Source organism: Pseudoalteromonas sp. P1-30, assembly GCF_001400005.1.
Classification (GTDB): Bacteria; Pseudomonadota; Gammaproteobacteria; order Enterobacterales; family Alteromonadaceae; genus Pseudoalteromonas; species Pseudoalteromonas atlantica.
Map to the genome: position 1 here is coordinate 26,638 of NZ_LKBC01000017.1, position 16,689 is coordinate 43,326.

At 35.3% G+C, this 16,689-nt stretch carries 14 protein-coding genes; 7 read left to right on the top strand and 7 right to left on the bottom strand.

The window, feature by feature from the left end:
- Window positions 1-45: 45 nt before the first annotated feature.
- The 4 genes from AN395_RS17575 to AN395_RS17590 all read right to left on the bottom strand — a co-directional run bounded on the left by AN395_RS17575 (window position 46) and on the right by AN395_RS17590 (window position 5,639).
- The gene (locus AN395_RS17575) at window positions 46-552 is read right to left on the bottom strand and encodes a lactoylglutathione lyase family protein (protein ID WP_054983784.1); all 507 of its coding nucleotides are present in this window, start codon (window positions 550-552) and stop codon (window positions 46-48) included.
- A gap of 1,463 nt (window positions 553-2,015) precedes the next feature.
- Window positions 2,016-3,011 carry a hypothetical protein gene (locus AN395_RS17580; RefSeq protein WP_054983785.1) on the bottom strand — a complete coding sequence of 332 codons (996 nt, stop codon included), beginning with the start codon at window positions 3,009-3,011 and terminating at the stop codon, window positions 2,016-2,018.
- A 6-nt stretch (window positions 3,012-3,017) separates the two neighbouring features.
- Window positions 3,018-4,214: an AAA family ATPase gene (locus tag AN395_RS17585; protein WP_054983786.1), complete on the bottom strand. Its 1,197-nt coding sequence runs from the start codon at window positions 4,212-4,214 to the stop codon at window positions 3,018-3,020.
- Window positions 4,215-4,574: 360 nt separating this feature from the next.
- The gene (locus tag AN395_RS17590) at window positions 4,575-5,639 is read right to left on the bottom strand and encodes a replication initiation protein (RefSeq protein ID WP_054983787.1); all 1,065 of its coding nucleotides are present in this window, start codon (window positions 5,637-5,639) and stop codon (window positions 4,575-4,577) included.
- Between the two features lie 795 nt (window positions 5,640-6,434).
- Between AN395_RS17590 and AN395_RS17595 the strand changes: the two genes are divergently transcribed.
- The 4 genes from AN395_RS17595 (at window position 6,435) to AN395_RS17610 (ending at window position 10,607) form a co-directional block, all read left to right on the top strand.
- A complete protein-coding gene (locus AN395_RS17595; RefSeq protein WP_054983788.1) occupies window positions 6,435-7,316 on the top strand; it encodes an NAD(P)-dependent oxidoreductase in 882 nt (293 codons plus the stop codon).
- A gap of 805 nt (window positions 7,317-8,121) precedes the next feature.
- On the top strand, window positions 8,122-8,514 hold the full coding sequence (locus tag AN395_RS17600; RefSeq protein WP_054983789.1) for a hypothetical protein: 393 nt from the start codon (window positions 8,122-8,124) through the stop codon (window positions 8,512-8,514).
- 131 nt (window positions 8,515-8,645) lie between these two features.
- A complete protein-coding gene (locus tag AN395_RS17605; protein ID WP_029772494.1) occupies window positions 8,646-8,930 on the top strand; it encodes a hypothetical protein in 285 nt (94 codons plus the stop codon).
- Window positions 8,931-9,638: 708 nt separating this feature from the next.
- A complete protein-coding gene (locus AN395_RS17610; RefSeq protein ID WP_054983790.1) occupies window positions 9,639-10,607 on the top strand; it encodes a replication initiation protein in 969 nt (322 codons plus the stop codon).
- Between the two features lie 16 nt (window positions 10,608-10,623).
- On the opposite strand, the gene AN395_RS17615 is transcribed toward AN395_RS17610, so the two are convergent.
- Window positions 10,624-11,502: a hypothetical protein gene (locus AN395_RS17615; protein ID WP_054983791.1), complete on the bottom strand. Its 879-nt coding sequence runs from the start codon at window positions 11,500-11,502 to the stop codon at window positions 10,624-10,626.
- A gap of 812 nt (window positions 11,503-12,314) precedes the next feature.
- Between AN395_RS17615 and AN395_RS17620 the strand changes: the two genes are divergently transcribed.
- The 3 genes from AN395_RS17620 to AN395_RS17630 all read left to right on the top strand — a co-directional run bounded on the left by AN395_RS17620 (window position 12,315) and on the right by AN395_RS17630 (window position 14,415).
- Window positions 12,315-12,521 carry a hypothetical protein gene (locus tag AN395_RS17620; RefSeq protein WP_054983792.1) on the top strand — a complete coding sequence of 69 codons (207 nt, stop codon included), beginning with the start codon at window positions 12,315-12,317 and terminating at the stop codon, window positions 12,519-12,521.
- Window positions 12,521-12,766, top strand: coding sequence for a hypothetical protein (locus AN395_RS17625; protein ID WP_054983793.1), 246 nt, complete (start codon window positions 12,521-12,523; stop codon window positions 12,764-12,766). Before AN395_RS17620 ends, AN395_RS17625 begins: the two co-directional genes overlap by 1 nt.
- A gap of 581 nt (window positions 12,767-13,347) precedes the next feature.
- The gene (locus AN395_RS17630; protein ID WP_095206681.1) at window positions 13,348-14,415 is read left to right on the top strand and encodes a YhcG family protein; all 1,068 of its coding nucleotides are present in this window, start codon (window positions 13,348-13,350) and stop codon (window positions 14,413-14,415) included.
- 124 nt (window positions 14,416-14,539) lie between these two features.
- On the opposite strand, the gene AN395_RS17635 is transcribed toward AN395_RS17630, so the two are convergent.
- Window positions 14,540-15,400 carry a DNA replication terminus site-binding protein gene (locus AN395_RS17635; protein WP_054983794.1) on the bottom strand — a complete coding sequence of 287 codons (861 nt, stop codon included), beginning with the start codon at window positions 15,398-15,400 and terminating at the stop codon, window positions 14,540-14,542.
- A 129-nt stretch (window positions 15,401-15,529) separates the two neighbouring features.
- Window positions 15,530-16,468: a site-specific integrase gene (locus AN395_RS17640; protein WP_054983795.1), complete on the bottom strand. Its 939-nt coding sequence runs from the start codon at window positions 16,466-16,468 to the stop codon at window positions 15,530-15,532.
- Window positions 16,469-16,689 lie beyond the last annotated feature (221 nt).

Here is a 16,689-nt window from a genome sequence, read left to right on the forward strand (position 1 = left end):
GTGGAACACTTAAAATATGTGTTCCACTTTAGCTATTACACAGCCCTAATTATATGCACCGCTTGCATAGTGTAACTCGTAACTGTGACTATAAATTTCGATTACATTACCAAAAGGGTCTTCCATAAAAATCATTCGATATGGTTTTTCTCCAGGGTAATAAAACCGTGGCTTCTTCATTCTCTGTTTCCCGCCAGCTGCAACTATTCGCTTAGCTAACCCTTCAACATCAGGGTCTTGAACACAAAAGTGAAACACCCCAGTTTTCCAATATTCGAAGTTATTCTCGCGGCTTTCTTGGTTTTTAAATTGAAACAGCTCTATGCCAACACGATCACCTGTAGACATGTGAGCAATGCGCAAAGAGCCCCACCCCTCACCCAGTGCGTCTGTACACATTTCACCAATATCCGAATCGTCTTCAACAATATCTGTTGGTTCCATTATTGTGTACCAGCCTAGTACATCAGAATAAAACTTCACCGCTCTCTCTACGTCCGGAACAGAAATACCAATGTGAGAAAAAGTTCTTGGGTATACATGTTCACTCATATTTTTTACCTTATATTTATTGTGTGGAGCCAACAAATTAACAACAAAGTATAAGTATGAAAAATTATTATATGTTATTAAAATAATTACAAATTATAATATCAGAAGTATATATACCCTTATTATGGAACCCTATAGCTCCCCTTAATCAGTTGATATAAATAATCTTAGTAAAAATCTGATCCAGAACTCATAGCGTCTAGTTGCTAATTATACTCAATATTATTTATTACTTGGTATTAGAGGTAACCAGCTCTGTATAAAAAAGAAGAATAGGGATTAAATGAAGAAAATTTCCATCAAGATATGAGAAGTCATCCAAATAGACCAATAGGGTGATATTACTGGAAAGAAATAAATCTAAAAGCGCTTTAACATTCATAATTTACAATATTATTTTTAGTGAAAATTGCAGATCAAATTTTTACTAAGTGCTATGCCATAATGCTTTTTAATAGTCATTCCACATTGTGGAAATCTTAATATTACATCCACATTTTCTTTTATTGCACTAGCCCCCCCCTAGAACTCCCAACTTTCATCAAACAGTTTTTAATTCAAAATAGTACGTCTCTTCAATCAATCCTGTGTATGAATCGCGTTTTTTGGATTGTATAACATTTCTACAAAATTAACTTTCTCAGCTTAGCTCATTGAGTATATCTTACGCTTAACTATTCGCTTTTTAATCGTTAGAAATTTAGTAATCCCATTGTCATGGCAATTTTTTAAATCGACTAATTGGTAGCAAAAGTTACACTTTTTCATAAGTACAAGCTAATTAGCATAGCCCTACTTACAATCTTTTAGCTTAACGTTGATAAACAGTAGTTGAGAGTACATTTATAAAAGGTGGTAATGCTTATTCATTGGCCAACTTATAATCCTCTGAAAGAATAAATTCATTACCGTTCCCACATATAAAAAAACTCATAGTTACTTTATTAAGTAATGTTGCTTAGCCACGATTGATTTATTTACGTGATAATAAATTATTTACAATGCGAGATGCTATGCCGTTTGAGAAATGGCAATATTGATAGTTAATTTACTCTTTAAGATTATATCGGTGAATTATTCTAACAATATGTTTTTCGCTTGGTTGTAGATATGCTTCACACAAATCTGTATTTATCCGAGGTGATCATATTTGCAGCTACTAATGCCCTAATGAGTAAAAATAAACGTTTATTCTCAAACGCTCTATCACTTATAGCTCTTTAATGACGCATAAAAAACTACGATGCAGCTTAAGCATACGGTACAACGTCGTGATGGAAAACTAGTGTAAATTAAATATATGATTCTACCATTATAGGCGAGCAGAATTTAAACTAATGAAAACTATGAGTGAACTGTTGTGATAGGTCTGGTTTAGGAAAAAGTTTTATATAATAAGTAGTTTGTTTGTAATAAAAATACCCTTTCCACAGTGTGGAAAGGGTATTAAAAATAAGCAAGCGTTAGGCGTTAAAACTCGTTAATAGCATTTCTAATATATCGGGACTCACTTTAGACTCGTCTATTGAAATATTTACACCATTCTTTGTCGTCGTAAATTTTACCCCACTTACATTGCTTTTTATAAGCTCTTTAAATTTACCATTATAAACAGTTTCACCTTCAGTTTTATCATTTCTAATTTTATTTAAAATATCACGTTGTAACTTTTTAGATTCCTTTTCTAAAAGCTCGTCTATTTCTGATAACTCTTCTTTAGATTCTTTACCTGTGAGTGGTGATGTTTCAATCGATTTAAAATGTATAGCTAAATTATCTAGATAACCTTCCTTATTGTATTTTACTAATTCTCGTAGAAATGGAGTAGATATAAATTTTAGGGCAGGGAACAGTTTTATAATGTCGTTAGGTATATTTGAAAAGCTTAACGCGTAGTACACGTTGCTTTTTTTCATCCCCAAAATTTCGCAAAGTTTTGTTCCTGTCAGCTCTATACCATTTCTTTTTTCGAGTTTATCCTTTAACTCACTAATAGAGCGTGCTTTATCCATATAGCTAGGCTCTGAGTATTCATCCATTACTAATGCAAAATGAGCACGTTCTTCTTCCGTTAAATTTTTGGCTACAACCAAAGTTAATTTAGTGTTTGGTAAAAGAGAAACAGTATAAGCACGACGAAGACCACCTAGGATTTCATACTTTCCATCAACAAGTTCAGCTCTTACGGCTTCGGTATTACCGCCTGTAGATTTTATCGAATGATAAATATCGAGCACAGATGCTAAAGATAAATCTTTAAAAGATCGTTTATTATAAATCGACTTTCTACATTTATTTAAAACATCCTGGCTTTCAATTTCAACGCGTTCCCATTCAATGTCTCGTTCAGAAATAGGTGAACGTTCAACTATATTATTTCCACTATTTTTTGTAATAAGCTCATCTAGATTAGTAGTTGTAACCTTACGCCCGATCACGGCTCTTTTTTTTGTGTTCATAGTGGTCTAGCCTTTGTTTTTTCTATTAAACGTAATTGTGTCAAATACTGAACGTGTAAATTCCTCAGCCTTTAAACGCGCTTTTTTCAACGCGTCTCTGTCGCCAGGATAAAATTTTGGATTAGTTGAAAAAACAGTACCAAAACTCTCACCACAACGTTCAAATGCAGTGGATAATGGCAATGACGTATCTAGCATATCTGCACCGCAAACTTCACGAAGTAGGCTCTGGGCATCAGCATGATCAGATTTCCTTGCAATTTTAGCCATATATCCAAATATCGAATTAAGTTTAATCTCGCTTCCTGCTGTTTCGGTCATATCGAAAAGTTCAGGGAGCCTTTGCATAAATTTTAAAGTCGAGTGAAAATCAACTTGAGCTGGGGGAACTGGTATTAAAAATGTATCGGCGGCAACAAAAGAGTTTAATAAAAATGCATCTAAATGAGGCCCTGAATCAATAAAAATGAAATCATAATCATGTTTTAGCTTATCAATTATATTTTCTTGCAGGACATCATATATATTTTGTCCAGGTAAATGCTCACTTGCTAATTTTTCGAATTGAGAGGCTATAAATGCGTCCTCAATAGAGGCAGGTATAATATCCACGCCAGATACATTCGTTGGTTTTACAAACTCTTCCAACAACTCCTCACGGCTTACGTTTTGTAGCATCGCCTGCGCAACGGTTTCATCTACAACGCCAATAGAAAGGTCATGTTTCATAAACATTGTTGCACTTGCCTGTGGGTCTAGATCGAGCACTAATATTCTCAAATCATGGTGAAGTAGGGCAGGGGTGCACCTTAAGCCGTGAGCGAGAGTCACGCTGGAGACCGTCTTCGCAACGCCTCCTTTAAGGTTTGTAAGGAAAATTGTATGGGCTTCTTTAAATTTATCACGGTATTTAGGAACACCTCTGTGTTCATAAATAGCGGTAATATCTTTATGTCCCATACTATAAACGTTATTTAAACCTGCTGGTTTTTTTTGGAACTGATAGCCTTTTTGCTCCATTTCTGCAACGGCTTTATCAACTTTTGCTTTGGCTAATTCTGGTAAGTTTGCAACTGCAGATTTTGAATAAGTAGGTTCATATTTTTCAGCATCAAATTCTATTTGAGAATTTGTAATTTTTTCAGACAATGCCTCTAAGGTTACTTTTGCCCTAGTGGCTATTTTTAGTATTCTGTCATCCATCAACTTACCTTGAAATGTGCAGCTTTTTTAAAAGTTTCCATATAATGCTGCATATGAATAAGTTTGTAAACATTAAATTAAATAAATAGTACACTTCATAATTCTCATGTATTTCAATGTTATGCACTTATACACAGATACTATAAATTCTATTATTCCTATTTTAAAATATAAACACTATTAAACTATAGAACTTCTAAATTATTGATTATTAACAATTAACAAGCCAGTTAAGATCAGTTATATGGTATTTAAGATCACTTAGCTGGTATTGCTGATCATATAACTGGTATTCGGGATCATTAAAGTGGTGTTGTTGATCAAAAAACTGGTATTAAGACTACATAATTATGGTGTATTCTAGTAATCGATGTCCTTAGTCAACTCAATCAACGATGACACCTCTTCTCTTAATTGTTTTTCTTTATCGTTTTCTTTATTTTTATTGAGTGCAGAGTGAGTACTTAAAGCTTTTTCAACTTTATTAGCTTCTGCATCCTGACCTAAATACCTGTAAGCAAACATTAATTTTGTTAGTTCTGCTGGGGATAGCTTTTCCTTTTGAATCAATTGCTTAGAAATAAGTTCTTTTACTGTATTAAGCGCATCATGAGTATTTAATTCTTCAGTAGTACCTTTATTTAGCCATCTAATAAGAAATTTTATTTCAGAAATTTTCTTACCTTGTGTTTTTAATTCATAACCAATGTCGTTACTTTCGCTTTCTAGAAATAAAAATTCTTTACGAGCAATAGGGTGCCCACGTAAGATTTCTATGCTATCTCTTACGCAGCGTTTCATGAATACGCCATTGTTTTTAAAAGAGCTTTTATTTTTTTTCAGTCGCCCGCTTTCATCGAGTAAACCAAAAAGTCCTTTAAGTTCTTCAATTGCAATATAATGCATTTCATAACCGTCTTTCTTAAATCGGCTGAGAATTTCGTACAATCTTTTTGCGTATTCTTGTTTTATATCTAAATATGTTCTTGTTGTTATTAATGCAAACCCTTGTTTATATTCAATATATTCACTTTCAAGCATGTCGTTAGGCACCATTGTTAACACGCCTCGTTTGTACTTAATATTTTTAAATAGAGGTTTGTAATCAAATTCAAAGTCGCCAGAGGTCCCCTCTACTTTTATTCCTATTTTGTAGCTTGCAAGTCGTTCAGCAGCAGGAGATAAAATACTGCCAACATGTTTAGAGCTTATATTAAGCCATTCTGATAGCTGGCTTGCTGTATATGTATACTGTGGTGTGCTTTTTTCCCAATCGGAATCTTTCATCTGCGCCATCATCAATGCAAATAAGTCCGCTTCTCTTTGCGACAAGTCCTTGCGGCTGAATACAAGTTTATGCCCTTGTTTTATATGTTTAGGTAAATTTGAACGAGAAATTGGGTTTGGGTTTAGTTTTTTTTCCACTTTCACACCAGAAATCTATAATTAATAAGCTTAAAATACACAATACTGGTCAACAACACCAGTTTTGTGTATCTGAAACGGTTGTTTTACATATAACTGGTGTTTTTTACCAGTTTTATGTAATCGATAAATTTATTATTATTGAAAAATATTATATTTCAATGCTTTGCTGTTAAGGTGGCTTATAAAGATAACAAGATAATGGTGTTTCTATACCGCTATTATGTTATCTAATCTTATAAAATACCATAATTGTGTTATCTCAATTTGTTTATTAAGCCTTTAAACTAAGTATTACTCGAATATAGAGTACAAAATAATGGTGTTTTTAGTGTAATTACCATAATTATGTAAAGTTAATAGCCAAAGGTTACATATTTATGGTGTATTTAAGGAGGTATTCGACAGTGAATACACAATTCTGGTGTATTTAACCAGAATTATGTATTGATAACCTGTTTCCACAATGTGGAACGCATTTCCATATCTACTATTTATTTATATGGGAGGGGGCTTAGAGCGAGAAGCGGCCGTTGAGGTTGGCTAATATCGTCGTTAATTGATTTGTTAAACAGCTCTTAGTGCATATATTCACAAAAATGAGCGCTGCACGCGTATTGGTTAATTTAACTTCATCTAAAAATTCTAGAAAACTTAGTAATAGTAATACCTTAGGTAATTTGTTAAAACTATATAATTTAGAAAAATGAGCGTAGCGTCAGCAGAAATATGCGCGATGAGCGCACTATTAAATTGTTAGCTGCTTTGAGGTAAATCATTAAGAAGGTGCTGTAAATGAGAATATTGGTAACAGGCTCTGCGGGTAGAGTAGGGCGTGCGATCTATATTAAATTAATGCGAACACATAACGTAGTCGGTATTGATAAAATACCTTGTTCAACAGCCGATTACATTGGTGATATTCGTGATAGTGCTCTGATTGATGGGGTTCTTGAAAATATTGATGTCATCATTCATACAGCTGCTCTTCATGCTCCTCATGTTGGTTTAGTGCCTGATTCTGAGTTTAAATCTATCAACGTAGACGCGACTGAGAAACTGGCTCTGTCTGGCGTAAAAGCAGGTATTAAGCACTTTGTTTTTACCAGTACAACTGCGTTGTACGGTTATGCTTCGACTCCGAAAGGTATTTCAGGTTGGATTAATGAGGAGGTTACTCCGCAACCTAAGTCGATTTACCATAAAAGTAAAATTGATGCTGAAACTAAGCTAAAAGAAATTTCAAACCTGTTTCAGCTTCCAGTGACTGTGCTGCAAATGTCGAGATGTTTTCCTGAGGCTGCGGATTTAATGGCGGTATTTCGTCTGACTCGTGGTATTGATGCTCGAGATGTAGCAAGTGCTCATTTATGTGCTGTGGAAAAACGTTTAAACGGTTTTAATCGTTTTATAATTTCAGGTACAACACCTTTTAATCTTTCTGATTGCGAAGCTTTATATACTGAAGCTGGATCTGTCATCAAGCGTAAGTGCCCAGAAATCGCGCTAGCATTTAAACAAAGAAATTGGCAATTACCTCAATGCTTAGATCGCGTATATGATTCATCGTCCGCACGTGAGAAATTAGGTTGGTCACCTATACATGATTTTGAAAGCGTTTTGGAAATGTTAGATTCTGAAACCGCAGAAGTATTGCCAATTTTAAAACGCAGCTAAACGCGGTAAGTCGGGCTGTTTCTAGTAAACTCATCATTTTTGTCGGATGGCGTGGCTTCGCCACTTATCCGACCTACCCCGTACAGTAACGTCAAAAGGTAGGTTGGTTAAGCCGAAGGCGTCACCCAACAGAGTTACAGATTCACACCTTGAAGGTCCGCAACTGGCACACAAGAGCCGTTCGCTAGTAAAACTTGAAAGGCAGCAATCCGCGGTAATAATTACCCATAGGTAAAAGCTCTTAGTGCGCTTCAAAAGTAGACGATGCGCTGTCGCCGTAGTTCCTCTGGAAATTATCAGCCTAGATACTATTTACTTTGTTCAATGATCTTCGTCAGAATAATTAATCTAATTCTCACTTCAAAGCACTTACTTTAATAGACCCTTAAAACAATTTCTCGTTGTGTTTGAAATTTACCTAATAAAAAACATAGTTATTTTTAGATCGTAATTACGATAATAAATTCCAATAGGGGGCTGTATTTGATGATAAATCAGTAGCTTATAAAAATTTTGGGAATTCTCAATTTGAGTAAATGGCACTGTTCAAGTAAAGGCTAGAAAGACCATAAATTTAACCTTCTTTATAGTGTCTCAGTATAATTTTTATAACAATTAGCGTCAGTACTATCGCTGGTAATATCCAAATAAAATCAGTCATATTGTTCATTCTCGAGGTGAAAGGTCTGTACTCCACATTAATGATTTTTATTATTTTTGCAAATTTAGCCAACATAAACGCAACTCTTCAATTTACCCATCGCATGGCCCTAGTTAATTTCAGGACAATTAACTAGGACAAATCATGAAAAACACTAAATCTCAATTTATTCGCCAATACGTTCGAGCCAGTAGATCTCCGTGGGATGACTGCTCTACAATTTTATTGTTAGCAGATGTAGTTAATGAACAAACATTAGAGTTAAATTTCAATAATTACATCTATTTACATAGAGATAGCGTTGGAAAAATACTTGGCATTAGTATTTCAAATAGTATGTTGGAAAAAAATCCAAGTTTTGAGAATAGGTATTTAGAAGGGCACGACATGACGCTTTTTTTACTTATCTACATAGAGCAAATAACGCAGTTTTGTGATTTTTTCTCGGAGGAGTTTCAGCAAATATTTATGCAAACGCCAACTACATTTTTTGCAGCAGCAGAGAGTGATTGGGTCGATATTATCGACAATGCATAACCCCCTAAGCGAACATTTGTTCGCTTTTTTTTATAATTTTTTCGTAAATAGATTTAAATTCCCATGCATGATTATTACCTAATAATGAGTTATCGATTTTGATAACAAACCACACAAGGATAGTTATGAACATGCAAAATAGATATGTATCAACATTGGATTTTTTAAATTTATTACAAACATTTAGCCGAGTAATCTCCGCTAATGACCATCAGATAAACTTATTAGAATTACGCAGTGATAATGCGAATTTAGATGAGCTGTGGGAGGTTATTGGCCCTGAAATTACAGCAAATAGAGCGCTCAACCAGTATGCTATGCGAAAACTCACCTACGAGATTATGCATGCTCTAATTAGCGACCCTGTAGAGCGTGTGGAGCTGCCGTGCGACTTTGAAGATGATGTTTTTGCTTAGTGTGAAATTGGAAATAATTAGCAGTTGAACTAGGTCATAATGGTTATTTTCAAATTAAAAAGTAACAGCCTGATCATGTCTCCCAAAATATGCCGTGAATCATTATTTGCTGATTCGTTGCCCTAACTGCAATAGCGTTTAATAGGGCATTTTACTCAGTTACTGAGTATCAAACCTGGGAGGAGGTCCTGCGCAAATACAGGATTTCGTTACGGTGGCTCAAAAGCGCAGTCATTGTAATCATGTTTGGCAGGGCGCATAGGTCAAATGCAAAGGGGAGGTAGATACGTCTACCTCCCTTTTGCGTATTTCAGTAAGTCAGTTAGTTCACTCAGTAGCCTCATTACAAATCATAGTGGCGTGGTCAAAAAAATTAAAAAAAATAATTAATTTATTTTTTAACTGTCAGAAATGAATTAATAAATTTATAAAAGTGGCAAATGTGCCTGTATTTTTATTTTTTCTATTTTAATACTTTTAGAGTGGTTTATCTTATTGAAATTAAATGAAATATTTACTGTTTTGGTGGGCAATTTATATGTTTGTTGTGGCACTTTATACGAAATGAGTAGGCAATTTATACGGTTTAGGGGGACATGTATGCTGTGAATAAATAAAAATTTTATTTATCAAAAAACTTACCGAAATTTCTTTTATTGGTTGGGCCGCGGTTAGCATAACAGCATCAACCAGAAATGAGGTAGAGAAATGAGCAGTAAAAATTCTCCAAAAATTGTTTTCGCTAATAAATTACTACATGCGGGTTATTCGCTCGATATTAATGAGCAGCGATTAATAAATCTAGCGCTGTCTAAAGTAAATTCAAAAAAGCCTAACCCAGGAAAAATTGTGATTTATCCAACGGAATATGCCAAGTGTTTCGGCCTCAATAAAAGCAGTGTCTATGAGCAGCTGAGCGCAGCTGCAGAGTCACTAAGAGATAAATCTGTCACTATTTTAGACGATAGTGGGACGTCGCTTTCAATCCCCTGGGTGAGCAATGCTAGATATGAAAAGGTGAAAAATCAGGGCTCGTTTATCACATTGGAGTTCTCAAAAGACATCGAGCCCTATATTTTTAATATTGAGGGTGATTTCACAGAGTTATTTTTTCATAACACAGTAAAATTAAACAGTCTGGCATCATTTCGATTATACGCACTCCTTAATCGGGTGCGAAATTACCACAATTACAAACGACGGGGCGCGGTAGTTGTGAATTTTCAATTACCAGAGATGAAACAAAAATTATTTTTATCCGAATCATATGGAGCATGGCGGGATTTTAAGGCTCGCGTACTCATACCCGCTATTGAAAAAATCAATGCTCATACAGATATATGCGTAACGTTTAGGCCAAAAAAAATGGGCAATTGTATTACTGCGATTGAGTTTGCGTACTTCACCCAATGCCCTAGTAAAAGTGAACATATAGCACGGCCGAATCTATTTCGCCGCCCTAAAGTCAAAAAAGGGTCAGCTAAAGAAGGTGTCTGGGCTCGTGAAAACCTCAAGCTATTAAGAACCTATGAGTTGTTAAAACAGAATCAAAACCCTGATTTTAGGTTGGCAAAAGTCGATATAAGGCGCTGTATAACGTATGCAAAAATCCTTGGTGACGATGAAACTAAGGTTTTTTACTCTAAACAATTGAACAAAAAAACCATAACGCCTTAATGTTTATACTACTGCATTACGAGTAAAACATTTCATTAATTTCTTCACACAATTTAGTTCGGTATATTATTGAGGCACGCAGCAGCTCAGCATCACTTTCACTGAGAAGTGGTGCTCGTGTTTTTTTGTCGTAACGTTCAGGTAGCTCCGTAAGTAGCTGCTCATGTAATCGTTTTATATCATCAAAAATTTTGACCGACTGAGAGAATAAAAAAATCTTACTGTAATCTGCTTCTTTTAACGAGGCCAAATATTTTAGTAAAATGACCTGTCGTGCCGTTTTATTTTTAAATGAATGCTCAATTTCAATTGCTGCAACAGAGCCATCTAGGAGTCGCACAGCACCATCCACAGTTCGTGTATCAGATAGGTTATTAATACGTTTAAATTCAGGCTCGGTAATAAACCCATTCCACATTGGTGCGTACGTTTCATCACTGTGGTAATTATGTATACCGCGCAGCATGACAAATGCATTAATCAGGTTATGCATTACATTGTTTTGATTGAACTGCAGAGCAGGGTTTCTATTCGCTCTAAAATGTATATCGATGCCCATTAACTCCTCTGCAAATTTGGCTGCAGTGTAGGTAGGTACATAGACTCGACCGTCTGGGCTTCGGTGTGTTTTTACCACACGCAATAGCCCATCGTTTTCTAGCCGGTTTAAATGCTCTAGTGCTAACCGATGGTTGATGCAATATAACCAACGAATAATCCCTGGTGTAACAATAGAAAATCGAATAGCAATTAAAACGGTTAATCTAGTTCGGTTAACGCCTTTTTGATGGTTATTTGCGCCTGGATAATACCGCATATCTATATCAAAATAGCGAGGGTAGTTAAGTAGTAATGAGCTGTTTATTTCTAAATTTTTTGATGGCTGCTGAGTCAATTCACAAAATCCTTTTAGTGAGTTAATTAGTAAAATTAACTAGTACCGCAACACAAAAATTATCATCATTTTATAAATGTATTTCCGTTTTTCATTCCGAGATGCTCTTACAGCATGTACGGAATGATTGTCGCGATAATTATCGCAACAAAAACCGCCTTCAGCGGATGGCCTCGTCGCTTCGCTACTCAACCATAGGGTCTAAAACGCCCGCCAGCTCTGGTGTTGCTCCGCAACGAGCTGACTCGACGCGCTATCGCGCTAGCGTTGTAGACCCCGCGCGAATGTACGAGCTACGCTCCGTACTAACCGCCATACTGCCGCTTCAGACAATGCGATGGGTGCCCCATTATCCGCATTTTTCTTCGCTTTTATTTTCTACGAAAATAGATGGTTCGATATCAATTTGTGCCAAATTGATATCGAATTTCGCTGATGCGAAACACTATCGCGGTTAGTACAGACCAGCCTGTACATTCGCGCTGTCTCCATGTGTCTACGGCTTCGCCTACAACACATTACGCGCTTGTTGGCCTCATTCTGAGGCGCTTTTTTTGCAGTTTTTCGTGCCGAAAAATGCGATCTTAAAACCTATCTTTCAGACAAAAACCGCCTTCAAATTAAACTAATTAATAAAGTTTTTTAGAAAATAATAAGGGGTTTTTACTTAATAAAATTAGGTGAAGTAAGGGAAGGGCTAATTACTTAATCCAAACTGTTTGTTGCTGAGCTGCGCAGTCAAACGAGTTTGTTTTTTATCACGAAATCATTAAATTGTGAAGTTGTAATTAATGATTAATAAGGTTTAAAAAATGAAAAACGACGCTAATGATATTGCTATTAATCCAACAACAGGGTTACCTATCACAAATGCGAGCGCTAATATCGTAGATGTTGGTGGCAATGTGGTGGGCCAACCTGATAGAGTAATGACTGTTTATGAGATTGAAGAGTCGGTAGGGGGCTCTATAGAGAACGATTGTTTTGATGCATTTGACTCGTTTGATGATAGTTTTTGATGTCCAAATTTTTAAAAGCTATCCGTGGTTATCGAATAGAAATTGCCTATTCTACTATTGCTTTTAGTGGCTCAGCTATACTGCTTTTTCAATATCAATCAACTCAAAACTTTGCCTGGTTTATCGCTCTAAGTTTGTTTTGCACTAAAATGTCTGTTGGTATAATTAACTATGAGCAATATCGCCAAAGTAATAAGCGTAGTATGAAAGCTATGCTGCAATATTTGTTATTTAAATTTGTATAATCCTTGTTTATTTGTCCGAAACGCAAAGCGCTCTGAGTAATCAGGGCGCTTTTTTGTTGAAAGCATTATTTAGACTGTCACAAGATAAAAAAGATAAAAGTTTATATAAAAATGAGTTTTTAAAACTATTAAATACGACTAAATAGGAGAGAGTAACTTAGAGGGGAGTTGGTTCAATGAGTTGATAGACATGCAAAAATACACACCTACCAACCACAAAGAATATACAAATTAGTTTTTATATACCTCAGCTTACGCAAAGGGTAAAAATTAGTAGTTACAAGTGCTAACTAAATTTTTTGCAAGTTTCAAAATTTAGATTCACAGGTTTAGACCAACTATTTTGTAAACCTTAAATTCAGTAATGGGTTTATCGTTAAACAAAAATCATTGAACTCATTAAATACATGACTATAAAAAGCTTACGGGAAATTTTACTGATAAAGGCTGAAACCTTTTCTTATGCTTATGTTTACTAATTTGTCTTCACTTTTATCACTAATTAAAACTCAAAAAAACGTGACCTTTGCGGTATGATAACCTAATAATTTGTATTGATATTTTTTCCTAGGAGAGGTTCCTTGGACTCAGCACCTAAAAAGCACACTACTCAAAAAAATAGTCCTAGCACTTCCAATAGTGCATTACTAAGCGATATTAAGTCAGTAATCGTGGAGGCGCGCGCCCATGTTAGGCAAACAGTCAATAACACAATGGTACATGCGTATTGGCAAATTGGACGTTTAATTGTAGAAGATGAGCAACTAGGTAATACTCGTGCCCAATACGGTAAAAACGTACTTAAAAGCCTTTCTACTCAATTAACAGCAGATCTTGGTAAAGGATTTGATGTAACTAACTTACGTAATATGAGACGTTTTTATCTCGCGTTCGAAAAACAAGAGACACTGTCTCTCGAATTAAGTTGGTCGCATTACAATGTTCTTGCGCGTATAGAAAATCCAGCTGCGCGCTTATGGTATATGGAAGAGTCAGCACAGCAGCATTGGAGTGTCAGGGCACTAGAGCGTCAGATTGGTACGCTTTACTACGAGCGCTTACTTTCAAGTAAAAATAAACAACCTGTAGAGCAAGAGGCACAAGAAAAAACACAAGTATTGGCTGAGTCAGCAAAAGATTATCTGCGCGATCCTTACATTTTAGATTTTTTAAACCTACAAGATAAAAGCTATCAAGAAAATGAGCTAGAGCAGGGAATAATAAATAACTTGCAACAATTTCTACTGGAACTAGGTAAAGGCTTTGCTTTTGTTGAGCGGCAAAAGCGCTTGCGCTTTGACGATGAAGACTTTTACATCGACCTAGTTTTTTACAATTTTAAACTTAAGTGTTTTTTATTACTCGATCTAAAAATTGGCAAGCTTAAGCACCAAGATATAGGGCAAATGGATACATACATTCGTTTGTACGATGAGCGTTACACCAGCGAAGGTGATAATCCCACTATCGGCCTTGTGTTGTGCAGTGAAAAAAGTGAAGCAGTAGTAAAATACTCGGTACTGAGTGATCGAAAACAACTTTTTGCAGCAAAATATTTAGCTCACCTTCCTACTGAAGAAGAGCTTCGCATAGAGCTTCAAAAAGAGCGTGAGCGCGTTCAAGCACAGCTACGTAAGCAGGAAGAATAAAATTAAATATAATAGTGGAAAAATTAATAAGTTACTGATATTTAATGTTTTAAAGTCTAGGCTAATTTATTAGAGCTGCCCGATAAGTAAAATCATAATTTCCACATTGTGGAAAAAACTAAAGTCACAACGCGTATAGACGATTGATCATATATTCTAGTTTGTTAAGTTGAGTATTTTTTACGGTAAAGTTTTTTAACTTCTTAATTTTTACTAGATGATCACTAGCGACTATAAAAGGTAAATGCGCGTGGCGTAAAATACTGGGGCTGTTATCTATGAAGGAAATGTTCGCCATAGGCGCTGGTGTTAGGGGCCTTTTTATTTTAATTGGTTCATCTCTCTTACGTTGTTGTACCAGGTGAAGTTCTAGTCCAACAAAGTAACACCATTCACTCTTTGTTACCCCTTTGGGCGGGTGTTTCATACTATTATTTAGATAATCACACATTTTTTCATAGGTAAAACATTTAACGCTAAATTTATTACACCAACTAAAGCTAATTCTTCTTGTGTTTACTAGTGGAGGTAATATATGTCTGTAAATCTGCAAAGTAATAGCATTAGGAACTACAGATTGAATAACTTCTCGTTTTTTCTCCGCTGTGATTTTTGATGAAGAAATAGCGTTTTTTATATTGTCTTTATGAATATTACAGTTTTCTATAAGCGAAGAGAGTTTAGCCGAGTGCTTTTCTTCTACAATTAATACTCCCGGTAATCTAAAAGGGTACTTAGCATTACTTTTTGCTACTGGATTAAATTGTTTATATGAGCTGATTATTTTGGTTTGTGCGGTAAAACCGCTAATGTGGGATAGCTCTATTGATGGATTATCTGCGACGGTAGAAGGCGATGAATATACTGGTGGAATAATAGTACAATTAGCACTAAGGGGTTCAATGCTATGCAACTCCTGATAAAGGTTATCAGTTAAATTTTTAAGGGCTGTAAAGTTCAAATCAACGTGAGTAAACAAATCCATTTTATACCATCATACTTTATTAATATAACGCACTATACCTTTACTTATGATTGCTCGTATCGAATCAAAGCTTACCATGCTAAAGGTTGTTATCGCCTGCAAATATGTATGATGGTATAAATAATTACTTTATACAAATAATTTATCTAATACAGTTTTATCTATTTCTCGCTGCTCTGTTTTAATGTAGATCTCAGTTGTTTTTATACTAGAATGCCCCATTAGCTTTGAAATATGCTGAATATTAGCGCCATTACGACTTAACCAGGTTGCATACGAACGCCTAAGTGAATGAGGAGTTATCCCAGCTGATACCAAACCATATGTCTTGCATAGTAGGTATATAGATTCTGAAGAAAAGTGGGGGATCTCATCTGTATTGTTTATGCTTACACTTTTATGAAGTTCGCCAGATTTATAGACTCGTGTAAATACAGCACCCTCCTTATAGCCTCGTATAACCATCCACTCCTTTAGCGCTCTCATAGTTATGGGGTGAATAGCAACAGTACGTTCTTTTCCGCCTTTACCATCAAAGGTTATTTTATTACCGGTTAAATCAATTGCGCTTAACTTTAATTTAGCTAATTCAAACCGGCGTAAACCGCAACCGATGAGTAAATGGAATATAGCCTTATCTCTAACTCTCTTTGTGTTAGTAAGTGCGAGCGCCTCTATTGTATTTAGCAAACGTGCAAAATCACTTTGCGATAAGGTAGCGTGTAGCTTTTTTTTCCCGAGCATAGGTGGCTTAACTGATTTAACTCGCTCCCAATGTAGTGAATTTATTTGACCCAGCAGAAAAGCTTCTCTCAAAACACTTTTTGTAATAGATAGGTAAAGGCCTATTGTTTCATAAGATAAATCTTTATCTTGTAACAGTGCGACTAGACTATTAAGTGTATTCCTATCAAAGCGAGCCCAGTTAATACTGTAGTAATTACTCTGACCTAACTTTTGTGCAATTGAATGGAGTACACGTAATGCCGTACTTTTTGATGAAACAGCCCTAAGAGAGTTTATATATGCATATACAGGGCATTCGTCATTTTGAATAACTAAAGGCATTTTTTGCTTAAGGGGTACTAATGTTTGGGATTTTAATAAGTGATCAAAACGTGTTTTGATAAATAGCCTCCTTATTTACGCCTGCATATATTGGAATAAGTTAAGTGTAATTGATTTTTCTCTAAATAACTAACGTAAATGTTTATTTACGGTAGTTATCATTATGTTAAATTAATAGGTTTTATGATTTCACTTACCAATACACCTATTAATTTTGAGAA

Coding starts and splice junctions, on each gene's coding strand:
- AN395_RS17575 (WP_054983784.1), bottom strand. CDS start 552: ATGAGTGAACATGTATACCCAAGAACTTTTTCTCACATTGGTATTTCT.
- AN395_RS17580 (WP_054983785.1), bottom strand. CDS start 3,011: ATGAACACAAAAAAAAGAGCCGTGATCGGGCGTAAGGTTACAACTACT.
- AN395_RS17585 (WP_054983786.1), bottom strand. CDS start 4,214: ATGGATGACAGAATACTAAAAATAGCCACTAGGGCAAAAGTAACCTTA.
- AN395_RS17595 (WP_054983788.1), top strand. CDS start 6,435: ATGAGAATATTGGTAACAGGCTCTGCGGGTAGAGTAGGGCGTGCGATC.
- AN395_RS17600 (WP_054983789.1), top strand. CDS start 8,122: ATGAAAAACACTAAATCTCAATTTATTCGCCAATACGTTCGAGCCAGT.
- AN395_RS17605 (WP_029772494.1), top strand. CDS start 8,646: ATGCAAAATAGATATGTATCAACATTGGATTTTTTAAATTTATTACAA.
- AN395_RS17610 (WP_054983790.1), top strand. CDS start 9,639: ATGAGCAGTAAAAATTCTCCAAAAATTGTTTTCGCTAATAAATTACTA.
- AN395_RS17620 (WP_054983792.1), top strand. CDS start 12,315: ATGAAAAACGACGCTAATGATATTGCTATTAATCCAACAACAGGGTTA.
- AN395_RS17625 (WP_054983793.1), top strand. CDS start 12,521: ATGTCCAAATTTTTAAAAGCTATCCGTGGTTATCGAATAGAAATTGCC.
- AN395_RS17635 (WP_054983794.1), bottom strand. CDS start 15,400: ATGGATTTGTTTACTCACGTTGATTTGAACTTTACAGCCCTTAAAAAT.
- AN395_RS17640 (WP_054983795.1), bottom strand. CDS start 16,468: ATGCCTTTAGTTATTCAAAATGACGAATGCCCTGTATATGCATATATA.